Origin of the sequence: Thioclava kandeliae, from assembly GCF_040297545.1 — a bacterium.
Taxonomy (GTDB): Bacteria; Pseudomonadota; Alphaproteobacteria; order Rhodobacterales; family Rhodobacteraceae; genus Thioclava; species Thioclava kandeliae.
The window spans coordinates 419,711-444,301 of the sequence record NZ_JAYWLC010000001.1; the positions used below are offsets into that span (position 1 = coordinate 419,711).

The 24,591-nt window shown below is 62.9% G+C and carries 19 protein-coding genes and 1 pseudogene; 12 read left to right on the forward strand and 8 right to left on the reverse strand.

Annotated features, from left to right (window positions below; all coding sequences use genetic code 11):
- The first annotated feature begins 163 nt into the window (after nt 1-163).
- The 4 genes from VSX56_RS02020 to pdeM all read left to right on the forward strand — a co-directional run bounded on the left by VSX56_RS02020 (nt 164) and on the right by pdeM (nt 6,735).
- A complete protein-coding gene (locus VSX56_RS02020; RefSeq protein ID WP_350934470.1) occupies nt 164-904 on the forward strand; it encodes a heme oxygenase-like domain-containing protein in 741 nt (246 codons plus the stop codon).
- Nucleotides 901-3,477, forward strand: a complete 2,577-nt coding sequence (locus tag VSX56_RS02025) for an HWE histidine kinase domain-containing protein (RefSeq protein ID WP_350934472.1) — start codon at nt 901-903, stop codon at nt 3,475-3,477. The genes VSX56_RS02020 and VSX56_RS02025 overlap by 4 nt, the downstream gene beginning before the upstream one ends.
- A gap of 70 nt (nt 3,478-3,547) precedes the next feature.
- Nucleotides 3,548-5,935 (forward strand): ligase-associated DNA damage response DEXH box helicase, encoded by a 2,388-nt coding sequence (locus VSX56_RS02030; RefSeq protein ID WP_350934474.1) that lies wholly within the window; start codon nt 3,548-3,550, stop codon nt 5,933-5,935.
- Nucleotides 5,932-6,735 (forward strand): ligase-associated DNA damage response endonuclease PdeM, encoded by an 804-nt coding sequence (gene pdeM, locus VSX56_RS02035; RefSeq protein ID WP_339112136.1) that lies wholly within the window; start codon nt 5,932-5,934, stop codon nt 6,733-6,735. Before VSX56_RS02030 ends, pdeM begins: the two co-directional genes overlap by 4 nt.
- A gap of 10 nt (nt 6,736-6,745) precedes the next feature.
- Here the strand turns inward: pdeM and VSX56_RS02040 are convergent, their stop codons facing one another.
- The 3 genes from VSX56_RS02040 to VSX56_RS02050 are packed head-to-tail and all read right to left on the reverse strand — an operon-like array spanning nt 6,746 to nt 9,864.
- Nucleotides 6,746-7,246, reverse strand: a complete 501-nt coding sequence (locus VSX56_RS02040) for a DinB family protein (protein WP_350934476.1) — start codon at nt 7,244-7,246, stop codon at nt 6,746-6,748.
- A gap of 27 nt (nt 7,247-7,273) precedes the next feature.
- Nucleotides 7,274-8,863: a cisplatin damage response ATP-dependent DNA ligase gene (locus VSX56_RS02045; protein ID WP_350934652.1), complete on the reverse strand. Its 1,590-nt coding sequence runs from the start codon at nt 8,861-8,863 to the stop codon at nt 7,274-7,276.
- Nucleotides 8,863-9,864 carry a ligase-associated DNA damage response exonuclease gene (locus VSX56_RS02050; protein WP_350934478.1) on the reverse strand — a complete coding sequence of 334 codons (1,002 nt, stop codon included), beginning with the start codon at nt 9,862-9,864 and terminating at the stop codon, nt 8,863-8,865. The genes VSX56_RS02045 and VSX56_RS02050 overlap by 1 nt, the downstream gene beginning before the upstream one ends.
- Before the next feature lie 155 nt (nt 9,865-10,019).
- Between VSX56_RS02050 and VSX56_RS02055 the strand changes: the two genes are divergently transcribed.
- From VSX56_RS02055 to VSX56_RS02090, 8 genes are all read left to right on the forward strand, one after another.
- Nucleotides 10,020-12,086, forward strand: a complete 2,067-nt coding sequence (locus VSX56_RS02055; RefSeq protein ID WP_350934480.1) for a methyl-accepting chemotaxis protein — start codon at nt 10,020-10,022, stop codon at nt 12,084-12,086.
- A gap of 286 nt (nt 12,087-12,372) precedes the next feature.
- On the forward strand, nt 12,373-13,257 hold the full coding sequence (locus VSX56_RS02060; protein ID WP_350934482.1) for an SPOR domain-containing protein: 885 nt from the start codon (nt 12,373-12,375) through the stop codon (nt 13,255-13,257).
- Nucleotides 13,258-13,266: 9 nt separating this feature from the next.
- Nucleotides 13,267-14,448, forward strand: a complete 1,182-nt coding sequence (locus tag VSX56_RS02065; protein ID WP_350934484.1) for a D-alanyl-D-alanine carboxypeptidase family protein — start codon at nt 13,267-13,269, stop codon at nt 14,446-14,448.
- Nucleotides 14,449-14,457: 9 nt separating this feature from the next.
- On the forward strand, nt 14,458-15,087 hold the full coding sequence (gene tmk, locus VSX56_RS02070; protein ID WP_339112130.1) for a dTMP kinase: 630 nt from the start codon (nt 14,458-14,460) through the stop codon (nt 15,085-15,087).
- Entirely contained in the window at nt 15,087-16,214 is a 1,128-nt protein-coding gene (locus tag VSX56_RS02075) for a DNA polymerase III subunit delta' (protein ID WP_350934486.1), read from the forward strand. The genes tmk and VSX56_RS02075 overlap by 1 nt, the downstream gene beginning before the upstream one ends.
- 22 nt (nt 16,215-16,236) lie before the next feature.
- On the forward strand, nt 16,237-17,049 hold the full coding sequence (locus VSX56_RS02080; RefSeq protein WP_350934488.1) for a TatD family hydrolase: 813 nt from the start codon (nt 16,237-16,239) through the stop codon (nt 17,047-17,049).
- Nucleotides 17,046-17,852: an MBL fold metallo-hydrolase gene (locus tag VSX56_RS02085; RefSeq protein WP_350934490.1), complete on the forward strand. Its 807-nt coding sequence runs from the start codon at nt 17,046-17,048 to the stop codon at nt 17,850-17,852. The genes VSX56_RS02080 and VSX56_RS02085 overlap by 4 nt, the downstream gene beginning before the upstream one ends.
- Nucleotides 17,852-18,799 (forward strand): AEC family transporter, encoded by a 948-nt coding sequence (locus tag VSX56_RS02090; RefSeq protein WP_339112126.1) that lies wholly within the window; start codon nt 17,852-17,854, stop codon nt 18,797-18,799. Before VSX56_RS02085 ends, VSX56_RS02090 begins: the two co-directional genes overlap by 1 nt.
- Nucleotides 18,800-18,823: 24 nt before the next feature.
- On the opposite strand, the gene map is transcribed toward VSX56_RS02090, so the two are convergent.
- The 5 genes and pseudogenes from map to VSX56_RS02115 all read right to left on the reverse strand — a co-directional run bounded on the left by map (nt 18,824) and on the right by VSX56_RS02115 (nt 24,530).
- Entirely contained in the window at nt 18,824-19,594 is a 771-nt protein-coding gene (gene map / locus VSX56_RS02095) for a type I methionyl aminopeptidase (protein WP_339112125.1), read from the reverse strand.
- 93 nt (nt 19,595-19,687) lie between these two features.
- Nucleotides 19,688-20,533, reverse strand: a pseudogene (locus VSX56_RS02100) (ABC transporter permease); the annotation flags it as partial.
- A gap of 14 nt (nt 20,534-20,547) precedes the next feature.
- Nucleotides 20,548-22,110, reverse strand: a complete 1,563-nt coding sequence (locus VSX56_RS02105) for an ABC transporter permease (RefSeq protein WP_350934493.1) — start codon at nt 22,108-22,110, stop codon at nt 20,548-20,550.
- 106 nt (nt 22,111-22,216) lie between these two features.
- Nucleotides 22,217-23,329: an extracellular solute-binding protein gene (locus VSX56_RS02110; RefSeq protein WP_350934495.1), complete on the reverse strand. Its 1,113-nt coding sequence runs from the start codon at nt 23,327-23,329 to the stop codon at nt 22,217-22,219.
- Nucleotides 23,330-23,420: 91 nt separating this feature from the next.
- Nucleotides 23,421-24,530, reverse strand: coding sequence for an ABC transporter ATP-binding protein (locus VSX56_RS02115; protein WP_339112122.1), 1,110 nt, complete (start codon nt 24,528-24,530; stop codon nt 23,421-23,423).
- Between the last annotated feature and the right edge of the window lie 61 nt (nt 24,531-24,591).

Below are 24,591 nucleotides of genomic sequence, written 5' to 3' on the forward strand. Positions count from 1 at the left end.
CTGCACAATAAGTTTATTTGCCAAGCGACGGAACTTTTCGCGCGGCGGCCCGTTCATGACCATGGCCGATCAGGACCAAGCAGCGACGCTGGGGAAAAATGCGAGATGAGGGAGAAAAAGAGGTGCCAGATATGTCTTTTGACATAGCATAAAGCCAGCCACCATGCCATCTGTTGATGAAACTTCCCAGAGGCCAAGCCGACAGCAGGCCGTCACTTCTTCGGCCCGTGCCATGCCATTCCCCATTTCTTGTCAAACAAAGGCCAGACCAGACTTGCTACACTCTCCCGCCGCGCCACGCGAGGCATCCAATCTGCGAGATGCCCTGCGCCTGCGGCTTGCTCCGGCGCATGCCTCCATCGACACCGCCTTCTCAACCCTCGATCTGACAGAAGACGGGGATTACCGGATTTTCCTGCGCGCCCATCATGACGCCCTGATGCAAATGGCACGGGCCATGCAGGGTCAGCCGCCCAGCGCAGGCACAGCGCTGCTTGCCGATCTTCTGACCGCGATCGGAACCGATCTGCGGGAACTGGACGGCCCGCCCGCATCGCCGACTGCGCCTCCACCAACCGCTCCCCTGCATCCTTTGGCCTTCGATTACATCCTCTTCGGCTCACGGCTCGGCAATCAGGTGCTGGCCAAACGCCGCGTCAAGGCATTGGCTGCCAAGGGTCGCACCGAGAGCGCCAATCGCTATCTGTGCCATCCGTTCGATCCTCGGCTCTGGCAGAGTTTTCTTCACCAAGCCACCAATATTCCTGTAGAAAACCGCCAGACTGATTGTATTATCGCGGATGCCGAGCGATGCTTTGGATGGTTTTCCATGGCGCTTTCGCAACATGTTACGCCCCCTACTGACCCGCAGCACCACCCGCGGGCACAGAAAGCGCCTTTATGACACAGAACCAGAGCATGACCGTCGAGACGGATCTGACCAATTGTGATCGCGAGCCGATCCACCAGCTGGGCCGCGTGCAAAGCTGGGCCTGCCTGATCGCGCTCAGCCATGACTGGATCGTGCAGCACCATTCGGAAAATACCAGCCGGATGCTGGGGCTCAAACAGGACGACCTGCTGGGGCTGCCGATCTCGGACCTGCTGCCGGTGCAGACCCAGCAGTTGATCCGCGCCCATATCACGCGGCTGAGCCTCGACCAGACGAGTGTACGTCTCTTCGGGCTCGAGATCGGACGGCGCGGGGTGCATTTCGATGTGGCGGCCCATGCCTACAAGCACGGGTTCATTCTCGAATTCGAGGTCAAAAGATCCGTCAACCATATCAGCGATCTGGCCGTAGTGCAGCCACTGGTGCAGAAACTTGCCACGATGCGCGACATTACCCGCATGTCGGCCTCGGCTGCCGAGAGCGTGCGCCGGCTGACGGGGTTTGCACGGGTGATGGTCTATCAGTTCGGCGCGGATGGCTCGGGCAAGGTGATCGCCGAGGCGCTGGCCCCCGGAATGGAGGGCTATCTGGGCCTGCGCTTTCCGGGATCGGACATCCCCAAACAGGCGCGCGCGCTCTATATGCGCTCGCTCCTGCGGTTGATCGGTGATGTGGATGATGCGGGCTCTGCTATCGTTCCCGCCCAGAACCCGTTAGGCGAGCCGCTGGACCTGTCGCTTTCAGTGGCCCGTTCGGTCTCGCCGATCCATCTGGAATATCTGCGCAATATGGGTGTGCAGGCCTCAATGTCGGTATCGATCCTCAATCGCGGCGAGCTTTGGGGGCTGATCGCCTGCCACCATCCCGAACCGCTGATCATGGATTACGAGAAGCGCACGGCCATCGAGCTGTTCGGCCAGCTGTTCTCCTACGAGCTGGCCCGCGCCGAAACGCAGGCGGAAAACGAATCCGCCCTACGCGCGCAGGATACCCACAACCGGATCATGGCGCTGGTGTCCAACACCAGCGAATGGGCCGAGAATTTCAACGACATTACCCGCCAGATCGAGGATCTTATCCAGTTTGACGGTGTCGCACTCTATAGTGATGGCAAGCTGATAACCCGTGGCACGGTGCCGAGCGAAGACCAGTTCTACCGGCTCGCGCGCTATCTCAATACGGCCTCGGGGGCGCATGTCTTCTCCACCGACAACCTGTCGAAGAACTTCCCTGCCGCCTCCGAGTATCAGAGCAGCTGCGCGGGTCTCTTGGCCCTGCCGATCTCGCGCCGCCCGCGGGACTATCTGGTGCTCTTCCGCCGCGAGATCGCGCAATCGGTCACATGGGCGGGCAATCCCGAGAAGCCTGTGGAGCACGGGCCCTATGGCGACCGCCTGACACCCCGCAAAAGCTTCGAGGCATGGCGCGAGGTGGTGCATGGTCACTCCGCCCCTTGGGCCACGAGCGAGTTGCGCGCCGCCGAGGCGCTGCGTGGCACGCTTCTGGAGGTGGTGCTCAAACTCACCGATCAGGCCGAAAAAGAGCGCAAGCAGGCGCAGGAGCGGCAGGCGCTCCTAATTTCCGAGCTGAACCACCGCGTGCGCAATATTCTCAACCTGATCCGCTCGATCATGAAACAATCGAGCAACGGGGCCGAGACGCTGGGGCAGTTCACCGAGGCTCTGGACGGGCGGATCAGTGCGCTCTCGCGCGCCCATGACCAGCTGACCCGCGACCAGTTCTCGCCGATCCCGCTGGCCGAGCTGATCGAGGTGGAGGCCAATGCCTTCGGCTCGGGCAATACCAGCCGTCTGGAGTTCAAGGGTCAGGATATCATCATCAGCCCCGATGCCTTCACCCCGATGGCGCTGGTTTTCCATGAACTGGTGACCAATTCGGTCAAATACGGCGCGCTGCACGCCCCCAATGGCCGCGTTCAGATCACCATGAGCGAGGAGCGTGATGGCACATGGACCATCGCCTGGGTCGAGCGCGGCGGGCCCGTGGTGCGCGCGCCCACGCGGCGCGGCTTCGGTTCGACCGTGATCGAGAAAACCATTCCGCATGAGCTGAAAGGCGCCGCCGAGGTGCGTTACAACTCCGCGGGTGTCGAAGCCACCTTCTCATTGCCCGCCACTACCGTTATCGATCATCGCCCGTTTGAAGGTAATCCGGATATCACAATGCAAGATCAAAATTCCCCTGCAAGTGGCGAGCCCTGGGTCGGTGGACCGGCGCTGGTGCTGGAAGATACGATGATCGTGGCGCTGGATCTGGCAGGCATGCTGGAAGATATGGGCGCAGATACGGTGCGCACTTCCGCCTCCGTGGCCGAAGCGCTGGCGATCCTGAATGAGGGGTTCCGTCCGAAGATTGCCGTGCTCGATGTCAATTTGGGCGAGGAAACCTCGCTGCCAGTGGCCGAGCATCTGGCGCGGATGGGAATCCCGATCGTGCTGGCCTCGGGCTATGACGCCAATGAGGCGGGGATCGAGGATTACCCGGCAGCCGAGCTGATGCGCAAACCCTATACCACCGGCGATCTGTCGGAAGTGCTGGGGCGTATGGGCTTCGTGCGCAACTGATCAAACCACGTCGAAACGCCTGCGCTGGATCCCTTGCGCAGGCGTTTTTCTGTCCTATCTCGGGGGCATGATGCCCTCGCTCCCCCCCGCTTTGCAAAACTGGTTCTCGGCCCAAGGCTGGACCCCGCATCCGCATCAGCTGGAGGTGCTCTGCCATCAGGGCGATGCGCTCCTGATCGCGCCGACGGGCGGGGGCAAGACACTGGCGGGGTTCCTGCCGAGCCTCGCCGATCTGCTGCATGGGCGGCAAGGCGGGATACACACGCTCTATGTCTCGCCGCTCAAGGCGCTGAGTGCGGATATCGCGCGGTCCCTGAACGCCCCGATTGACGGGCTGGGCCTCGATATCCGCGTGGAGGATCGCACGGGCGACACAAGCGCCACGACCCGTAGGCGCCAGCGGGTGGACCCGCCCGATATCCTGCTGACGACGCCCGAATCGCTGGCGCTGCTGCTGTCCTATCCCGAAGCGCCAAAGATCTTTGCGGGGCTGAAACGGGTGGTTCTCGACGAGATCCACGCGCTGGCCGAAAGCCGCCGCGGAGACCAGCTGATGCTGGGCCTTGCGCGGTTGCGCAGCCTTGCGCCCGATCTTACCGTCACCGGCCTTTCGGCGACCGTCGAGGACCCGCAGGGGCTTGCAGCGTTCATGGGCGGCGCACGCATTATTCAGGCCGACCCCGGCCCCGCCCCCGATATCGCGATGCTGGCCACCACTGACCCGCCGCCATGGTCGGGCGGTGGCGGGCGCTATGCCGTGCGCGATGTGATGGCAGCGATCCGCGAGGCGAAATTGACACTGGTATTCCTGAATACCCGTGCGCAGGCCGAGCTGTTCTTCCAGGCGCTCTGGGAAGTCAATGACACGAACGAACCTATCGGCCTCCATCACGGCTCGCTTGCCCGCGAGGCCCGACAGAAGGTCGAGGCGGCGATGGTGGCGGGCAGCCTGCGGGCGGTGGTCTGCACCGGCTCGCTGGATCTGGGGCTCGACTGGGGCGATGTCGATCTGGTCATTCAGGTGGGCGCGCCGAAAAACGTCAAGCGCCTCGTGCAGCGGATCGGGCGGGCCAACCACCGCTATGACACGCCCTCGAAGGCGCGGATCGTGGCGGCCAACCGGTTCGAGGAAATCGAATGTGCCGCCGCCCTGCAAGCCGTGCGGGAGAATGACCTGGATGGCGATCCGCGCGGGGACGGACCTCTGGATGTGCTCTGCCAGCATATCCTGCTGACGGCCTGCGCGGCCCCCTTCGATGCCGATACGCTCTACACCGAGGTGTGCCGCGCGGGCCCCTATGCCGCGCTCACGCGGGCCGTGTTTGACGATTGTCTGGAGTATTGCGCGACGGGTGGCTACGCACTCAGGGCCTATGACCGCTGGCAGCGGCTGATGCAGCGCCATGGGCTCTGGCAGCTGCGCGATCCGCGGAGTGCACGCGATCTGCGGATGAATATCGGCACGATCGTGGATAGCGAGACACTGAAGGTCCGCCTGAAATCGCGGCGCGGCGGGGGGCCTCTGGGCGAAATCGAGGAAGCCTTTGCCGCCACTCTGGCGCCGGGGGATACGTTCCTGATCGGCGGTCAGGTGGTGCGCTACGAGGGATTGCGGGATCTGGTGGTCGAGGTGACCCCCGCCCGCGGCCGCGAGCCCAAGATCGCCGTCTATTCCGGCACCAAACTTGCCACCTCGACCCAGCTCTCGCGGCGGGTGGAGGCGCTGATTGCCGACCGGAGCGCATGGCGCGCCCTGCCGCCCCATTGCCGCGACTGGCTGGAGCTGCAGGCAGAGGTATCGGCCCTGCCCCAACCCGATCACCTGCTGGTGGAAAGCTTCCCGCGCAAAGACCGCCACTATACCTGCCTCTACGGCTTTGCGGGGCGCAACGCCCATCAGACGCTGGGACTTCTGGTGACAAAGCGGATGGAGGATCTGGGCCTCGGGCCTCTGGGCTTTACCGCCACCGATTATGCGCTCCTCATATGGTCGGTCGATCCGGTCACCGACCCGCAGCCGCTTCTGGAGGCGCAGGACCTGCGCGAGGGGTTCGAGCACTGGCTGGGCCGGAATACGGTGATGAAGCGCGCCTTCCGCACCGTGGCCACCATCGCGGGGCTGATCCAGCGCAACCTGCCGGGCGGGCGGCGCTCTGGCAAACAGGCGACGTTTTCCTCGGACATCCTCTATGACACGCTGCGCCGCTATGACCCCGACCACCTGATGCTGCGCATGACGCAGGCCGAGGCGCAGCGCGGGCTGGTGGATTTCGGGCGTATCGAAGAGATGTTGCGCAGACACCGGTCCGTCACGCATACTACCGCCACTCGCGTGACACCGCTTGCCGCCCCACTCCTTCTTGAAGCGGGACGGGTTGCGATCCGTGGTGGAACGGGCGAAATGCGTCTGATGGAACAAGAAGCGGAACGGCTGATGGCCGAGGCAGGACTGACATGACAGATGGGGTATCGAGCATTCTGCCCGATTTCGACGAGAAGCTGGTCACTGCCCCCGTGCGCTTTGCGGGTCATAGTTTCATGGTGCTATCCACCGGCGCGCTCTACTGGCCCGAGCGGCGCACGCTGATTTTGGGCGATCTGCATTTCGGCAAGGCCGAGCGGGTGGCGCGGCGCGGCGGCGCCCTTCTGCCACCTTTTGGCGATCTCGATACTCTGGCCCGCCTTGATGCGACGCTGTTTTTCACCAAGCCTGCCTGTGTCATCTCGCTGGGTGACGCCTTTGATGACGACGAGGCGGGGCGGTCACTGGCGCGCTCGGTCAAAGCGCGGCTGGCGGCGATCGCCAAGGTGACCGACTGGATCTGGATCACCGGAAACCATGACCCGGGCAAGCACGACCTGCCTGGCGATATCATGCCCGAACTCCGCTTCGGCAATCTGGCCTTCCGCCATCAGGCGGGCGGCCCATCGGGACGGGGCCCCGATATCTCGGCCCATTTCCACCCCAAGACCCGTATCGCGGGGCGCACGGCGCGGGCGCTGCTGGTGGGCGAGGAGCACATGATCCTGCCCGCGTTCGGCACCTTTACCGGCGGGCTCGAGATGGACCATCCCGAGCTTGCGCGGCTGACGGGCGGCGGTATCGCCTATGCGATGGGCCGCAAGATCCTGCGGGTGCCGATCCCGGCCCTGCCCGAAGCTGTGGCCGTCTCCGAGGCCGAACCGGACACCGAAGCCACCACGGAAGATGTAGCGGACGCGCCAATGGCTGCGCCCGAGAGCAAGGCCCAACCGTAACGCCCGCGTCTTACTCCTCCATCATCGCCAGATCGGTGATGCCGGAATTGACGCCCGCCATCGACAGCATCGCATGGATCTGTCCACGATGGTGGGTCTGGTGGTTGAAGATATGGCCGATCACCTGCGCGCGGGGCTTGACCATATCGCGCCCGACCGCGCCCGAATACCATGCCAGCTCGCCCGCGAACCAACTCTCGTCCAGCCCCTCGACCCAATCGTAAAGCTGCTGGTCCAGCGCCTTGCGATCGGTCTGGAAGCGGTCCCAATCGGTGATCAGCCCCGTGCTTTCGGGGATCCCCAGCTTGATCGGCTCCACCACGCCAAAGCGCGAGAGCCAGATCTGGTCGGCCCAGAAGATATGCGAGAAGGTTGCCTCGATGGATTTGAAGAACGTGCCGAAATCGCGCTGACGTTCGGGCGCGGGCAGCTGGTTGGCCGCCCCGATCATCGCGTTATTCTGCCAGCTGTTATAGCGCGCCATGCGCAGGGCGTTGGATTTCTCGGACATAGTCGCCTCCCTTGGTTGGCCAGAACGCTACCCTTCGGGCGGCAATTGATCCAGCAGAGAGTTCAGCTGGTCGGCCTCCTCGGCGGGCTTGTCCCAGCGGATACGGCTGATGCGCGGAAAGCGCATCGCCACTCCCGATTTGTGACGCGAAGACCGGTTAAGCCCCTCGAAGGCCACCTCCACGACCAGCTTCGGCTCGAGCGAGCGCACCGGCCCGAAGCGTTCGCGCGTATGGCTGCGCACAAAGCGGTCGAGGCGGCGCAGTTCCTCATCGGTGAAGCCCGAATAGGCCTTGCCCACCGGCACCAGAGGCGCCTCGGGCGCCGCACCATCCCAGAGCGCGAAGGTGAAATCCGAGTAAAACCCCGAGCGTTTGCCATGCCCGCGCTGCCCATAAAGGAGCACCGCATCCACCAGCCGCGCCTCGCGCTTCCATTTGAACCACGGGCCACGCGGACGCCCTGCCTGATAGGCACTGTCATGGCGCTTGAGCATGACCCCCTCGATCACGACCTCGGGCGGATCGGCGCGCAGGGCGGCCAGCGCCCCCCAATCGGCAAAGGGCAGCAGCGGCGAGGCATCGATCCGCGGATCAAGCCCCGCCACCGCCCTCTCGAGCCGCGCGCGGCGCGCATCGAAGGCAAGGCCGCGCAGATCCTCCCCCTCCCATGTGAGGATATCATAGGCCCGCAGCGCGGCAGGCGCTTCGGCCATCATCTTCTGGCTGGGCTTCTTGCGGCCAAGGCGCTTTTGCAGATCGGCAAAAGGCGCCACCTGATCGCCGCGTCTGATCAGCAACTCGCCATCGAGCGCGCCCTCGAACGCCATTGCCTCCACCAGATCGGGGAAACTGCCCGAGATGTCATCGCCCGTGCGCGAATAGATCCTGCGCGTGCCGCTCTCGGAGACGGCCTGCACGCGGATCCCGTCCCATTTCCATTCCGCCACATAATCGGCGGGGGCGAGTTTCGGCAGATCGGCATCGGTCACCGGCGTCGAGAGCATCACGGGGCGGAAGGGCGCAAAGGCTGCTTGGGCGGGACGCGCGCCGCCCTCGATCCATGCGAAAAGTTCGGTATAGGGCGGGGCCAACCCGTGCCAGAGCTCTTCGATCTCCTCGACCGTAGGCCCACCCATCTGGGCCCCCATCTGAGCGAGCGCCACCCGTGCCAGCCGCGCCGAGACACCCACCCGCAGCCCACCCGTGGCGAGTTTCAGGAGCGCCAGCCGCTCCGGCGCGGACAACTGGTCGAGCCAATGGGCGATCTGGCGGGCGGCTTGGGGCTTTGACATCGGCAGGAGCGTCTCGACCACCCGCCCGAGTGGCAGATCGATCGTTGCGGCAGGTTCGGGCCAGATCAGCGCGATCGTCTCGGCCAGATCGCCCACGAAATCATAGGACAGCGTGAAAAGCTCGGCATCCACCCTCTGGGCCACCATGGCCCGCAAGAGCGCGGGCTGCACACGGCCCAAGGACAGATCGCCGGTGAGGGCCGCCAGCGCATAGCCGCGATCGGGGTCCGGGCTGGCGGCAAAATACTCGGCCAGATAGGCGAGTTTCGCATTGCGCCCGCCAGTATAGGCCAGATGTTCCAGAAGTCCTGCAAAGGCGCGCATCATTCGGGCTCCTCTTCATAGCCCATCAGATGCAAGGGCTGCGCACGGCGCTGGGTGAGCGCCGCCCAACGCATCAGCGCCTCCTCGCGGCCATGGGTGATCCAGAATTCCTCCGGATCGATTTCCTCGATGGTGCGGGTAACATCGGGCCAGTCCACATGATCGGAGATCACGAGCGGCAGTTCGACCCCGCGCCTGCGGGCATGGGCGCGGATCTGCATCCAGCCGCTGGCAAAGGAGATCACCGGATCGGCAAAGCGCTGCACCCATGCCGCGCCAAAGGCCGAGGGCGGCGCGATCAGCACCGCCTCGCGCAACTCTCTCGCCTGCGCCTTGTCCATCGTGGCGGGCCGCAGATCCCCCAAGGGGATACCCTGCGCGATGTGGTAGTCGCACAACGCCTGCAGCGCACCGTGTATGTAGATCGGTGCATCATATCCTGCCTGCCGCAGGAGCATGATCACCCGCTGCGCCTTACCAAGCGCATAGGCGCCGATGATGTGCGGGCGCTCGGGAAAACGGCGCACCGAGGCCAGAAAACGGTTAATCTCGTTAACCGGATCAGGGTGGCGAAACACCGGCAAAGCAAAGGTCGCCTCGGTCACGAAGAGGTCACAGGGCACCGGCTCGAAGGGCGCACAGGCCGGATTGGCCACCCGCGAGTAATCGCCCGAAATTACATCACGCCGCCCGCCCTTCTCGATAACCACCTGCGCGGAGCCCAGCACATGACCCGCTGGCCGCAGGCTGACATTGACATCACCGACCCGAATCGCGCCCTTGATAGCCTGGGTCGCGCCAGCAAAATTCTCACCATAGCGAATCTTCATGATATCAAGGGTTTCCCGCGTAGCGAGAACAGCACCATGTCCCGCTCGCGCATGATCTGCATGGCCATGGGTGACCACTGCACGGGCAACGGGGCGATGGGGGTCGATATAGAAATCCCCTGCCTCGCAGTATATTCCCAAATCTGCCTTATAAATAAGCGGCTTAATCATTTCCCCAAGGTAAACCTGCAAGATTCTTGCATGTTACGATCACATATCCTGTCTATATTTTCCATGTATATCAATCACATGCTCATGGTTGTTGCGTAGTTCATTAATCAATTCACCTTAGTTTAGGTTCCGTAACGATTACGGAGCATCTCCCTGTGTTTACTCTGAAGAAAAAACGGCTTGGGCCGAACGATACCGTGTTGCCCGTCGCATGGGCGGTCGATCAATCACAGGCCGTGATCTGTTTCGACCCTGACGGAACAATCCGTCAGGTCAATGCGAATTTCTGCACCCTGACCGGCTATGCGGCGGAAGAGCTGGTGGGCAAACCCCATAGCCTGTTCATGCCCGACGGACAGGCAGAGCAGACCGAGTATCGTCTCTTCTGGGAGGCACTGCGCAATGGCAAAGCCCAGACCGCGATTTTCGAACGCCGCACCCGCAGCGGCGCGAGCCTTTATCTCAGCGCCAGCTACACGCCGTGGAAAACCGCCGAAGGCCGCATCGGCGGCATCATCAAAACCGCGAGCGATGTGACCAAGCAGGAAACGGCGCGACGGGCGATGATGGCCAAGCTGGAGGCGCTCGACCGCTCGAACGCGGTGATCGACTTCGATCCGCAGGGAAACATCCTCTTCGCCAACCCCGTCTTCTGCAAGGCGATGGGCTATACGCTGGCCGATCTGCAAGGCACCCATCATGCTCGGTTCATGCCCGAAGGCGAGGCGCATACGCCTGCCTATTCGCAGTTCTGGGCCGAGCTGCGTGCAGGCAAGTTCCAGTCGGGCGAGTTCAAGCGCCGGACCAAAGCGGGCCGCGACATCTGGCTGAATGCAAGCTATAACCCGGTCACCGACAGCCGCGGCACGGTGATCGGCGTGACCAATATCGCCAATGACATCACGGAGGACAAGCAGAAGACGATGGATGCCGAAGGGCAGATCGCCGCGCTTGGCCGCTCGCAGGCGGTGATCGAATTCACCCCCGAGGGCAAGATCCTGACCGCCAACGCCCTCTTCCTCGAGGCGCTCGGCTATTCCCTGCCCGAGATCAGGGGCCAGCATCACCGTATTTTTGTGGCCGAGGCCGAACGCGCCAGCAGCGCCTACACGCTCTTCTGGCAGAAGCTGGCCGAGGGCACCTTCCAGCAGGCCGAATACCGGCGCATCCGCAAGGATGGCCGCGATATCTGGATCCAGGCCAGCTACAACCCGATCCTCGACGAGGCCGGTAACGTGGTAAAGGTGGTGAAATTTGCCACCGACATCACCCTGCGCAAGGCCGCCATCGCGGATTTCCAGCAGGTGGTGACGGCGTTGAACCAGGGGGATCTGACCCAGCGTATCACGGTGGAGGTGCCGCGCGACCTCGAAGGGCTGCGCGACGATATGAACAGCTCGCTCGACCAGATCGCGACGCTGATCGGCGGCATCGTGGACAGCGCGAACTCCCTGCGCGCCGAGACCGGAAATCTGGCGGAGGCAGGCACCAAGCTGGGCCAGCGCACCGAGGCACAGGCGGCCTCGCTCGAGGAATCGGCGGCTGCTATCAACCAGCTGGCAGCCTCGGTCAAAAGCTCGGCCGACGGGGCGAAAGCGGCCGAACAATCGGTCGGCGGGGCGCGGGTGCGTGCCGAGAACGGGCGCCAGATCGTGGAAGACACAATCGTTGCGATGAATGCCATCGCCCAGAGTTCGCAGGCGATCTCGCGCATCACCTCGGTGATCGAGGATATCGCTTTCCAGACCAATCTTCTAGCGCTCAATGCCGGTGTGGAGGCCGCGCGGGCGGGCGAGACAGGACGCGGATTTGCCGTGGTGGCCTCGGAAGTGCGGGCATTGGCGCAGCGCTCCTCGGATGCGGCACAGGAAATCGCCGATCTGATCTCGACCTCCGAGCGCCATGTGAATTCCGGTGTGTCACTGGTCAACCAGTCGGGGCAGTCGCTGCAGGAAATCCAGGATGTCGTGATCTCCCTCGATCAGGTGGTGCGCGACATCGCAAACTCTGCCGTCGAGCAATCGACCGGCCTGCACGAGATCCAGACGGCGGTGAACCAGCTCGATCAGGTGACCCAGCAGAACGCGGCCATGTTCGAGGAAGCTTCGGCCACCACGGCCGCGCTGCAGACGCTGGCCGAGACGCTCGCAAGCGAGAGCGCCAAATTCACGCTCGAGGCAGAGCACGCCGCCTGCGCGATGCCGCAGCGTCTGGCGGGCTGACCCCCGCCTCCGTCGTCCGAATACAGACAGGGGAAAATGCCCGAAAACGGGGGCGCGGACCATAGCGGGTCCGCGCCCTCACGTTTTTCTGAGGCATCGCCAGCAATCTGCCGCCAATCGCATGTGCCGAGGTGCTTTCCTTGAACGGAATTGACCGTTACACTCACGTCAAACGATCCGTCCGAAAGAGACGGGCAACCGAGGCATAATAATCACGACCCCGCAGGGCGTGCATGTTTGGGCAGACGGGATCTCCTTGTCTTGCCTTGCGAATGGGAAGGGCAGAATGCACAGACGACTATCTCCGGTGATCCTCATGTTCGGCGCGGGTCTCTCGCTTGCGGCCTGCCAGACCACGGGTCTGCCCTTCGGCAAGAAGGACCCCGATGAGGGCGCGGTCACCGAGCAGACCTCGGCCCGTCTGGTCGAGCGCGATGTCGAAGCGCCCCAGGTCTTTTCCGTTACCGAAGACGGCCTCTGGGATGGCCGCCCCTCGCTGGGCGGTGTCTGGGTCGCGCATCCGAGCGTGAAAGATCCCGAGCGGGTCATCATCCGTAACACCGCCAACGGAAAATTCGTGATCGGCGCGCTCTTCCGCCGCGAACGCGAGAATCCGGGCCCCAAGCTTCAGGTCTCCTCGGATGCGGCCGATGCGCTGGGAATGCTGGCAGGCGCCCCTGCCAAACTCTCGGTCGTGGCCCTGCGCCGTCAGGAAGCGGCACCCGAGGGCGCCGAACCCGCCCCCGAGGCAGAGGTCGTGGCCGCCTCCGACGCGATGGCGCCCGAGAAGATCGCCACCGGTGCCCTGCCTGCCGCGGCGCCCGCAGCAAAGGCACCCGCGCAGGCATCTGCGGCCGCAACAGCGGAGCCCAAGAAACCCGCAGCGAAACCCGCTCCCAAGGCTCCGGCCCCTGCCCTGCAGCCCTCTGCGGCCAAACCCACCGGCCTGTTGGTCCAGATCGGGATCTTCTCGGTAAAAGCCAATGCCGAGCAGGTCACCCAGACCCTGTCCAAATCCGGTGTGGTTGCGCAGACCATCGAGGAAAACTGGCAAGGCAAGAAATTCTGGCGAGTGGTGGCGGGCCCTGCTGCCTCGCAATCCGACCGCAACACGTTGCTGACGAAAATCAAGGGGCTGGGCTTCAAAGACGCCTTTGCCGTCTCGAAATAAGGAAGAAAGATGAAACGTCTCGCCCACCGGATCGCGGCCCTGTGCCTGACCATCGCTGCGGCTGTGCCGTTTGCGGCCCACAAGGCCCATGCGTTTGACACCTCAGCCTCGGCGGCTTGGGTCTATGATGTCACCACCAAGACGGTGTTGATGTCGAAAAATGCGGATATCCCTCTGCCGCCCGCCTCCATGTCGAAGCTGATGACGCTGGATCTGCTGTTCGAGGCGCTGCGCGACGGGCGGGTGACGATGGACACCACCTTCAGCGTCTCGGCCCATGCGCAATCGATGGGCGGCTCGACGATGTTTCTCAACACGATGGACCGCCCGACCGTGGGCGAGCTGATCCACGGGATTATCATCAACTCGGGCAATGATGCCTGCGTGGTGGTGGCCGAGGGGCTCGCCGGATCGGAGCGGGCCTTTGCCGAGCAGATGACCGAGCGTGCCCATCAGCTGGGCATGAAAAACTCGATGTTTGCCAATGCCTCGGGCTGGCCCGATCCGGGACAGCGCATGTCCACCCATGATCTGGGCATTCTGGCGACGCGCATCATCACCGAATTCCCCGAATATTATAAGTTCTTCGGCATGACGAACTTCAACTACAAGGACCGCGCTCCGGCCAATGCCGAGAACCGCAACCCGCTTCTGGATATCAAGGCCGCCGACTGGACGGCGGATGGCATGAAGACCGGCCATACGCAGGAAGCGGGCTACGGGCTGGTGGGCTCGGCCCATATGGGCGACCGCCGGATCGTCTTCGTGCTGGCGGGCATGGATTCCGAAGCCGCCCGCCGTCAGGAGGCGGAGGCGGTTGCCAACTGGGCCTTTCGCCAGTTCGTTATGAAAAAGGTCGTCACCAGCGGCACGCAAATTGCATCGGCCCCCGTCTGGCTGGGCTCGAAATCGCAGGTGTCCATGGTGCCCGCCGAGGATCTCGACCTGCTGGTGCCCGCCACCTCGCAGGACACGATCACCGCCGTGGCCAATTATACCGGCCCGCTCGAGGCGCCGATTGCCAAGGGCGACAAGCTGGGCGATCTGGTCATCACCATCCCCGGCATCGACAAGCCCAAGACCGTCGATCTGGTCGCGGGCGAAGATATTGCCGAGGGGGGTTTCATGATCCGCGTAAAAACGGCATTGTCGCGGCTGACCGCAAAGGCCCTAGAGGCCGCAAACAGCTAAGGGATTCTGATGTTCATCAGTTTCGAGGGTATCGACGGGTCGGGCAAATCGACCCAGGCCCGACTTCTGGCAGAGGCTCTTCGCAAGGAGGGCCTCGATGTCGTTCTGACGCGCGAGCCGGGGGGCTCGACGGGCGCCGAGGAGATCCGCGCGCTCGTGCTTCAGGGCGAGCCTGACCGCTGGTCGGCCCATACCGAATTGCTGTTATTCACCGCAGCGCGTCGCGACCACATGGAGCGTGTGATCACCCCCGCCCTCGAGGCCGGAAAAGTGGTGATCTGCGACCGTTTCGCCGATAGCACCCGCATGTATCAGGGCCTCTCGCGCGGTGATATCCGTGGCCTTGTGGACCGGCTGCATGACATGATGATCGGGCGCGAACCCGACCTGACCTTCCTCATCGATATCGACCCCGCCGTCGGACTGGCGCGCGCCAAGGGACGGCAGGGCATCGAGGAACGCTTCGAGGATTTCGGGCTCGATCTGCAAAAGAAAATGCGCGCGGGGTTCATCGACCTCTCGCATGACTATCCCGACCGGTTCCGCACGATCAATGGCGGGCGCGACCCCGAACTGGTGGCCGCCGACGTGCTACGTTACACCCGCGAGATGGCCGCCGAGCTGCAGAAAGGCGCCTGATGGCTCCGCGTTCCGTCAAGACCGAACCGGGCCTGCCCGATCCCTCCTGCATCGACGGGGCGCCCCATCCACGCGTGGCCGAGAGCGTGTTCGGGCAAACCCGCGCCGAGGCCGAGTTTCTGGAAGCCTTCCGCGCAGGGCGTCTGCATCACGGCTGGCTGCTGACCGGCCCCCGCGGCATCGGCAAGGCGTCTTTCGCATGGCGGATCGCCAAATTCCTGATGTCGCAGCCCGCGCCCGGCGGCATGTTCGCCCCCGAGCCGCCGCAAACGCTGGACACCGATCCCGACCATCCCGTGGTGCGGCGGATCATGGCGGGCTCGGAACCCGGTGTATTCGAGCTGAAGCGTGGCCCCAATGCCACCGGCTCGGCGCTCAGCCAGGATATCCGCGTGGACCGTGTGCGCGAGATGCGCAGTTTCCTGCATCTGTCGGCCAGCGATGGCGGACCGCGCGTGGTGATCGTCGATTGCGCCGACGAGATGAACACGCAGGCCGCCAATGCGCTTCTGAAACTTCTGGAAGAGCCGCCCGAGCGGGTGACCTTCCTCATGGTCTCCCACCAGCCTGCGGGGCTTTTGCCCACTATCCGCTCGCGCTGCCGCGAGCTACGGCTCCATGCGCTGGACCCCGAGGCCATGGCGCAGGCGCTCGGTCAGGCCGAGGCGATGGATCCCGATGTGGATATGATGGCGCTCTCGGCGCTATCGGCGGGCTCCGTGGGTGAGGCGATCCGGTTGATAAACCTGGGCGGCCTCGAGACCTATGCCCAGATCGTGGATCTCATGGCCACCCTGCCCCGCCTCGACCGGCCCAAGGCGCTGGCACTGGCCGAGAGCTTTGCGGGCAAACAGAATGCCGAGCGGTTCGAGCTGGCGCTGGGGCTTGTGGATCTGTTCATGGCACGGCTGGCCCGCGCCGGTGTCATGGGGCCCCCTCATCCCGAAGGGGCGGCGGGCGAGGCCAAGCTGATGGCGCGACTATCGCCCGATCCGCTGGCAGCGATGAAATGGGCAGCACTGCACCAAGAACTTGGCACCCGTGCACGCCATGGGCGGGCGGTGAACCTTGACCCTGCCGCGCTGGTGGTCGATATGGTTCTTAAATTGACAGCGGCGGCCGCCTAAGCCGTCCGGAAAGAGAGGCAAAGTGGCCCGCGAGACCGATATTCCGCAAATTACCGACAGCCACTGCCATCTGGATTTCGACAGTTTCGACGAGGATCGCGATCAGGTCATTGCCCGCGCGATCGAGGCAGGCGTCAGCCGGATGGTCACCATCTGCACAAGGCTGAAAAACGAACCCCAAGTCCGCGCGATTGCCGAGACCTATGATCAGGTGTTCTACGCCGCAGGCACCCATCCGATGAGCGCCGCCGAAGAACCGATGGCCTCGGTCGAGGAGCTGGTGGCACTGGCCCGGCACCCGAAATTCGTCGGGCTTGGCGAGAGCGGGCTCGATTACCATTATTCGGCCGATAGCGCCGAGGTGCAGAAGACCAGCCTGCGGATCCATATCGAGGCCGCGCAGGAGACCCAGCTGCCGCTCATCATCCATGCCCGCAATGCCGATGAGGATATGGCGAAGATCCTTGGCGAGGGCATGGCGCGGAAAACCTATCCTTGCGTGCTGCATTGTTTTTCCTCGGGGCCGGATCTGGCCAAGGCGGCGCAGGAGATGGGGATCTATCTATCGATGTCGGGGATCGCGACCTTCCCCAAATCGCAAGAGATCCGCGATATTTTCGCCTCGGCCCCCGTGGACCGCATTCTGGTGGAAACCGACAGCCCCTATCTTGCGCCCAAGCCCCATCGCGGCAAGCGCAACGAACCCGCCTATACCGCCCATACCGCGCGTGTGGGCGCCGAGATCTTCGGCATGGACTATGCCGATTTCGCGGCCCAGACACAGACAAACTTCGACACGCTCTTTGCCAAGGCCGCGGCTTGGGGGCAGAAATGACCCTGCGCTTCACCATCCTTGGCTGTGGATCTTCAGGCGGCGTGCCGCGGCTGGGCGGACATTGGGGCGAGTGCGACCCCGCAAACCCCAAGAACACCCGTCGCCGCTGTTCCATGCTGGTCGAGCGCGTGGGCGAAAACGGCACGACCCGTGTGCTGATCGATACCGGCCCCGATATGCGCGAGCAGCTTCTGGATGCGGGCGTGGGCGAACTGGATGCGGTGATCTATACCCATTCGCATGCCGATCATATCCACGGGCTCGATGACCTGCGCCAGATCGTGTTCAATATGGGCCAGCGCCTGCCGGTCTGGGCCGATGCCGAGACCGCGGGGCGGCTGGTGAAGGCATTCGATTATGCTTTTGTCCAGCCCGAGGACAGCAATTACAAACCGATCTGCGAGCTGAACGAGATCACCGGCCCCTTCATTATCGAGGGTGCGGGCGGGCAGATTCCGCTGACGCCCTTCGAGGTAGATCACGGCAATATCAAGGCCTTGGGCTTCCGCATTGGCGGGCCGCAAGGTGGGCTTGCCTATCTCCCCGATGTCTCGGAGATTCCGCCTGTGGCATGGCCCTTCCTGCAGGATCTCGATATCTGGGTGCTGGACGGGCTGCGCCGCAAACCGCATCCGACCCATGCGCATCTGGCGCTGGCGCTTGAATGGATGGAACGTGCAGGCAACCGTCACGGGGTGATCACCAATATGCATATCGACCTCGATTACGACGCGGTCATGCAAGAGACCCCCGATCATGTCGTGCCTGCCTATGACGGCATGGTTCTGGAGATCCCTAGCTGATGAGCGCATTGATCGATGTCATCCTGCCGGTCTTCCTGATTGTGGGCCTTGGCTATCTGGCCGCCTGGAAAAAGCTGTTCTCGGACAGCGCCGTCGACGGGCTGATGCGGTTCGCGCAGAATTTCGCGGTGCCGGTGCTTCTGGCGCGGTCCATCGCCAAGCTGGATCTGGGCGCAAGCTTCGACTGGCGGCTGATGGTCAGTTTCTATGTGGGCGCGCTTCTCTCCTTCGGGCTGGGCATCCTCGGTTCGCGGATGATGGGACGCCGTCCCGACGAAGCGATTGCCATCGGCTTCTGCTGCCTGTTTTCCAACTCGCTGCTGCTCGGCATCCCGATCACCGAACGCGCCTATGGCGCCGATGCGCTGGCGGGCAATTTCGCGATCATCTCGATCCATTCCCCCTTCCTCTATACGGTGGGCATCCTGGCGATGGAGGCCACGCGCTCGGCGGGCACCGGCACCAGCCTTGCCCGGGTGGGGATCAATGCCCTCAAAGGTGTGATCCGCACGCCTCTGGTCATCGGCATTCTGTGCGGCCTGCTGATCAAGCTCGGCCAGTATGTCACCGGTCATGCACTGCCGCATCCGATCTGGGAAGCCATGAATATGATGGCGGGCGCGGCTATTCCGGCGGCACTGTTCGGGCTGGGCGGCGTTCTGGTGCGCTACAAGCCCGAAGGAGACAGCCGCGCCATCGCGATGGTCTGTATCCTGTCGCTGATCGTGCATCCCGGCATCGCCTATCTGCTGGCGCGTTTCGGCTTCGGCCTGAATGTGGACCAGCTACGCTCGGTCGCGATGACGGCGGCCATGGCGCCGGGGGTCAATGCCTATCTCTTCGCCAATATCTATGGCGTGGGCAAACGGGTCTCGGCCTCGGCGGTGCTGGTGGGCACGGCGCTCTCGACGCTGACCATCTGGTCATGGATCTCCTTCCTGCCATGATCTGCGGGCCCGTCGGCCAGACAGTCAGGCGGGCCGGCCACTGGACCCGTCGGGCACCGTGACGATGATCACGCCCTTCTCGGTCGCCACCACGGTATGCTCGTATTGCACGGTGGGGGCCGAGGGCTCGGCATAGAGCGTCCAGCCATCCTCGCCCGCATCGGCCCATTCTCCCCCCATCGACAGGAAGGGCTCGACCGTCAGCACCAGCCCTTTCTCGATAATCCGCTTCTCGCGTTTTTCGGTCCAGGTCGGGATTTCCTCGGGATATTCATGCAGCGAGGCGCCGACCCCGTGGCTTGCCAGATTGCGGATCAGCGTATAGCCGCGCGGTTTGGCAAAGCGCTCGATCGCCATGCCGATCCCGCCCAAAGGCTTCCCGGCGGCCACCTCCCTCACCCCGATCTGCATCGCCTTCTTCCCGTCGCGGCAGAGCTGTTCGAGCATGGGTCGCATCTGCCCCACGCCAAAACTCGCGCCGTTATCGGCAAAGAATCCGTCTTTCGAGGCCGAGACATCGATATTGAGCAGATCGCCTTCGCGGATGATCCGATTACCCGGAATACCATGGGCCACTTCCTCGTTGACCGAAATGCAGGTGGCACCCGGAAACTGGTAGACCGTCTCGGGGGCGGATTGCGCCCCGGCCGCCTCCAGCATCGCGCGCCCGATCTCGTCAAGCTCCAGCGTGGTCATCCCCGGCTCGACGGCGCGGGCCATACCCTGCAGCACATTGGCACAGATCCGGCCGATCTCTTTCAGCCCCTGCAGATCGGACTCGCTGGTAACAATCATCTCGGGCTCCGTTTTGTCGCGCCCTGCCTTAACAAAAGAGACCGCCGCAAACAATGCGACGGCCCTTGATTGTGCAAGACGGGTTTGCCGCGCTCAGCGCGGGGTGACGCCCCGCAGCCGCTCGTTGCGGCGGCGCAGAAGCTCGACCGCCGTCAGAAGCGCGATGGAGAAGACCACGAGGATCGTGGCCACCGCCAGAATGGTGGGCGAGATCTGCTCGCGCAGCCCGATGAACATCTGCCATGGCAGCGTCTTCTGCGAGGCCGAGCCCACGAAAAGCACCACAACCACCTCGTCGAAGGAGGTGATGAAGGCAAAGAGCGCCCCCGAGATCACACCCGGCAGGATGAGCGGCATCTGCACCTTGAAGAAGGTCCGCACCGGACCTGCTCCCATATTTGCCGCCGCGCGGGTCAGCGAGCGGTCGAAGCCCACCAGCGTTGCCGTAACGGTGATGATGACGAAGGGAATGCCGAGGGCCGCATGTGCCAGAACCACCCCGATATAGGTGCCCTGAAGCCCGACACGCGAATAGAAGAAATACATCCCCGCCGCCGAGATGATCAGCGGCACGATCATCGGCGAGATCAGGATCGCCATGATCGCGCGTTTGAACGGCACATGGGACTGGCTGAGGCCGATAGCCGCAAGCGTGCCCAGCGAGACCGAGATGATGGTCGCCACCGGCGCGATGGTGACCGAGTTCTTCAGGGCCTGCTGCCAGTCGGGATTGGTGAAGAAATCCACATAATGCTTGAGCGAATAGGCATTAGGGTCCAGCTCCAGCATGCCCGGCGTGAAGGTGAAGAAGTTCTCGGCGTTGAACGAGAGCGGGATGATCGTGATGATCGGCGCGATCAGGAAGAAGAAGATCAGCCCGCACAGCGTCCGGTAGCTATAATGCCAGATCTTCTGACCCGTCGAGGCATAGGGGGGAAGTGCGCTCATATCTCTTATCCCAGTTTCACGTTATCGATGCCGACGATCTTGTCATAAGCCCAGTAGAGCAACATGACGGCGGCCAGAAGGATGGTGCCAAGTGCCGCACCCAGACCCCAGTTCAGCGAGCTGGAGATGTGATAGGCGATGCGGTTGGAGATAAAGGTCCCCGTCGTGCCGCCCACCAGTTCCGGCGTGATGTAATAGCCGATGGCGAGGATGAACACGAGGATCGAGCCTGCCCCGATCCCGGGCACAGATTGCGGGAAATAGACCCGCCAGAAGGCCGTCCAGTCGGTCGCGCCCAGGCTTTTGGCCGCACGCATATAGGCCGGAGGAATGGTCTGCATGACCGAATACATGGGCAGGATCATGAAGGGCAGCAGGATATGCGTCATCGCGATGATCGTGCCGGTCTGGTTATTGATCAGCGCCAGACGGCCATCTTCACTGATGATATGCGCCCAGACGAGGATATCGTTGATCACACCCTGATTTTGCAAAAGCACCTTCCAGGCCGAGGTCCGCACCAGAAGCGAGGTCCAGAACGGCAGCAGCACGAGGATCATCAGCAGGTTCGAGGTGCGCATCGGCAGATTGGCCAGCAGATAGGCCACCGGATAGCCCAGAAGGATACAGCTCACCGTGATCGTCAGCGACATCACCAGCGTGCGCCAGAACAGCTTGAGATAGATCGCCTGATCATCGGGCTGGGGCACGATACCTGCGGGGCTGAGTTTGTAATCGACCGCCGTCAGGAAGTAACCCGGCGTGACGGTGGGAGCATAGGCCTTGATCGTGCCCCAGACTTCCGGATCGAGCCAGCCCTTGTCGATATCCGTGAACTGGTCGCGGATGGAGACGTTCTTGAAGCTGCCCACGGCGGATTTGGCTTGTGCGAACATCGGCGCCAGATCGCCCTCGGGACCATTGGCACCAGCCGCCAGATCGCGATAGAGCGCGGTAAAGAGAATATCGGCGGGTTTGGTCTCGGCCAGCGTGTCGCCATCGGCCTCGACCATACGTTCGAACCCGGCCAGCGCGCCTGCGGTCTCGGGCAGTGCCTCGGGGTCGTCATCCAGCGCCTCGGAGAGCGCGACCCAGGTCGCGGGCTTGACCCAGGCCGGATCGAGCGCCTTGAACTGGTCGGCATAGATATCGGTATCGAACCGCTCCACACGGCGGCCCGATTTGCGGAAGAGCGAGGAGATACCCGTTGTCTCGTAATTCAGGCGCGAGCCCAGACGGGTATGTTCCTTCAGCTCGGAGGCCACGAACATATCGTAATAGAAGGCGGCAAAGACGGTCTCGGAGGGGGCCTCGCCGCTCGCATAGCTCCAGTCATCCAGCGCATCCACCGTCAGCGGCAATGTTTCGGAGACGATCTCGTTCTCGACCGAGCGGAACAGCATATCCGCGATCGGGGCGATGAAAGTCACGAGAATGAAAAGAAGGAGCGGCGCAATCATGGCCAGAGCCCGCATCTTCTGGGCCCGCAGAGCCCGCGCGAGGCTGCGCTTGAGTTCGCGGCTGCCTTCGGCGGAAACCTGTTCGGCGCTTTCGACGGTATCGCTCATGGTAATGGTCCCTGTCGGTTCAACCGCCTGCCTCTTGGTCCGGGCCGGTCGGTTTGGGAGTGCGGGGGCCTCAAACGGCCCCCGCGATGATCAGATCGTCAGACGATTACTGGGCAAGCCATGCCTGGAATTTCGCATCCAGATCGTCGCGGTAATCCGCCCACCATTCGTAGTTATACAGAAGGGTGTTTTTCGAGTTGGCCGGATCGGTCGGCATATGCGGTGCCATCTCGATGCCCAGTTCGGCATGTTTGCCGACCATCGGTGCCGAGGAGGCGCGCGCCGGACCGTAGGAGATGTATTTCGCCTGCTCGGCCAGAGCCTTGGTCGTGGTTTCCTTCATGATGAAGTCTTTCACACGCGCCAGATGGTCGGGGGCAAGACCGGTCGGGATGATCCAGCCGTCGATATCGAAGACCTGCATATCCCAGAGCATGGCCACCGGCTGGTGCTGCTCCTCGATCACCGAGAACAGACGGCCGTTATAGGTCGAGCCCATGAAGACCTCGCCATCGGCGAGAAGCTGCGGCGTATCGGCACCGGCCGACCACCAGACGACATCCTTCTTGATGGTGTCGAGCTTCTTGAAGGCGCGGTCCTGACCTTCTTCGGTCTCGAGGACGTCGTAGATATCGTCCTTCGCAACGCCGTCACAATAGAGCGCCCATTCCATATTGTTGATCGGACGCTTCTCGAGCGCGCGCTTGCCCGGATAGGTTTCCAGATCGAACAGCGAGCAGATATCGGTCGGCGGATCGGTGCCTTCGGGAACCATATCGGTGCGGTAGCCGACGGTGGTCGAGTAGACGATCTGCGGGATGAAGCAATCCGATACCATCAGATCGCCGAAATCGTCCGAGGCGCTCGAGCCGTCATCGCCCTTGGCCAGATCGGTCTCGGGGTCGATCTCCATCGCGAGACCCTCGTCGCACAGACGGATGGCATCGGAGGCCACGACATCGACCAGATCCCAGGTCACGTTGCCGGCTTCGTTCATCGCACGCAGCTTGGCGACGGCTTCGTTGGAGGATTCATCCCAGGTGGCGGTCACACCAGGATTGGCTGCGACATAGGGTTCAACATAGGCTTTGTTCTGGCTGTTCTGATAGGCCCCGCCCCAAGACACGATGGTCATGGAATTGGCCATTTCCTCAGCCGAGAGCGGCGCGGCGAACAGGGCCACGGCAGAACTCGCCAGAAGGGCTTTCTTGAAAGTCATGTAGTCTCTCCCGTTGAAAAAGGTCGTTTTTCTTTGCCGTCTTCCCAGAACGGCACCCGCGCAGAGTGGGCTGCGCGAGGTTAAGGTTCGATCACAGAGGATCGAGTGCCCTTGCGTCATCTGGATGCCAGCCGATCTTGATCTTCTGGCCTTTCGGAAGCATCGAGGCGCCCAGTGTGTTGCGGGTCTTCATCACGAAATCTTCCGTCCCGGCGACGCGCAGGACAGTGCGGTAGATATCGCCCATATAGACGACATCGATGACTTCGGCCTCGATCAGGTGCCAGTCCGGCGCCATACGAGCGGGGTCGAATTCAACACGTTCGGGACGGATCGACACCAGCGTGTCCTGCCCCTCATGACGGATATTGACCGCGGTGGCCGCGATCCTCTCGCCATTCTGCAAACGGATGGTGCAATGGCCTGCCTCCTTGTCGAGGGCCTCGACCTTGCCCGGCAAGCGGTTGTTCTCGCCGATGAACTGCGCCACGAAACTGTTCTTGGGGCGTTCATAGAGGTCATCGGGCGGCGCCAGCTGCTGGATGCGACCATCGTTGAACACGGCCACACGGTCGGACATGGTCAGAGCCTCGCCCTGATCGTGGGTCACATAAACCACTGTGATGCCCAGACGTTCGTGCAAAGCCTTGATCTCGAATTGCATATGCTCGCGCAGCTGTTTGTCGAGCGCGCCGAGAGGCTCGTCCATCAGCACCAGCTCGGGATCGAAGACCAGCGCGCGGGCCAGCGCGATCCGCTGCTGCTGGCCACCCGACATCTGGCCCGGGCGACGGTTGGCGAAGGCCCCCATCTGCACCATGTCCAGAGCCCGTTTGATCTTTGCCTCGCGCTCGGATTTGCCCATCTTGCGGACCTCGAGCGGGAAAGCGAGATTCTCGCCCACGGTCATATGCGGAAAGAGAGCGTAATTCTGGAAAACCATGCCGATTCCGCGCTTGTGCGGCGGCACGTTATTGATATTAGTTCCGTCGAGACGAATCTCGCCATTGGTTGCGGTTTCAAACCCCGCCAGCATCATGAGGCAGGTCGTCTTGCCGGAGCCGGACGGCCCGAGCATGGTCAGAAACTCGCCTTTTCCGATGGACAGGTTGAGGTCTTTTACGACCAGATTCTCGCCGTCGTAGCTTTTTTGCACGCGGTCGAAAACGACGAATCCGTCGTTATCACTGTTTTTAGCCAAATCGGGCCCCCGTCGGATTTCTCTCGGTTTATTGTTCTTACATTCCCGTGAGCACAGCTAA

What these genes read in the sequence shown, in the direction of transcription:
- VSX56_RS02110 (WP_350934495.1), bottom strand. Translation starts at nt 23,329, where the DNA reads ATGACTTTCAAGAAAGCCCTTCTGGCGAGTTCTGCCGTGGCCCTGTTC.
- VSX56_RS02090 (WP_339112126.1), top strand. Translation starts at nt 17,852, where the DNA reads ATGAGCGCATTGATCGATGTCATCCTGCCGGTCTTCCTGATTGTGGGC.
- VSX56_RS02030 (WP_350934474.1), top strand. Translation starts at nt 3,548, where the DNA reads ATGCCCTCGCTCCCCCCCGCTTTGCAAAACTGGTTCTCGGCCCAAGGC.
- map (WP_339112125.1), bottom strand. Translation starts at nt 19,594, where the DNA reads ATGATTGTTACCAGCGAGTCCGATCTGCAGGGGCTGAAAGAGATCGGC.
- VSX56_RS02065 (WP_350934484.1), top strand. Translation starts at nt 13,267, where the DNA reads ATGAAACGTCTCGCCCACCGGATCGCGGCCCTGTGCCTGACCATCGCT.
- VSX56_RS02060 (WP_350934482.1), top strand. Translation starts at nt 12,373, where the DNA reads ATGCACAGACGACTATCTCCGGTGATCCTCATGTTCGGCGCGGGTCTC.
- VSX56_RS02040 (WP_350934476.1), bottom strand. Translation starts at nt 7,246, where the DNA reads ATGTCCGAGAAATCCAACGCCCTGCGCATGGCGCGCTATAACAGCTGG.
- VSX56_RS02085 (WP_350934490.1), top strand. Translation starts at nt 17,046, where the DNA reads ATGACCCTGCGCTTCACCATCCTTGGCTGTGGATCTTCAGGCGGCGTG.
- VSX56_RS02075 (WP_350934486.1), top strand. Translation starts at nt 15,087, where the DNA reads ATGGCTCCGCGTTCCGTCAAGACCGAACCGGGCCTGCCCGATCCCTCC.
- pdeM (WP_339112136.1), top strand. Translation starts at nt 5,932, where the DNA reads ATGACAGATGGGGTATCGAGCATTCTGCCCGATTTCGACGAGAAGCTG.
- tmk (WP_339112130.1), top strand. Translation starts at nt 14,458, where the DNA reads ATGTTCATCAGTTTCGAGGGTATCGACGGGTCGGGCAAATCGACCCAG.
- VSX56_RS02105 (WP_350934493.1), bottom strand. Translation starts at nt 22,110, where the DNA reads ATGAGCGATACCGTCGAAAGCGCCGAACAGGTTTCCGCCGAAGGCAGC.
- VSX56_RS02045 (WP_350934652.1), bottom strand. Translation starts at nt 8,863, where the DNA reads ATGCGCGCCTTTGCAGGACTTCTGGAACATCTGGCCTATACTGGCGGG.
- VSX56_RS02020 (WP_350934470.1), top strand. Translation starts at nt 164, where the DNA reads ATGCCATCTGTTGATGAAACTTCCCAGAGGCCAAGCCGACAGCAGGCC.
- VSX56_RS02050 (WP_350934478.1), bottom strand. Translation starts at nt 9,864, where the DNA reads ATGATTAAGCCGCTTATTTATAAGGCAGATTTGGGAATATACTGCGAG.
- VSX56_RS02025 (WP_350934472.1), top strand. Translation starts at nt 901, where the DNA reads ATGACACAGAACCAGAGCATGACCGTCGAGACGGATCTGACCAATTGT.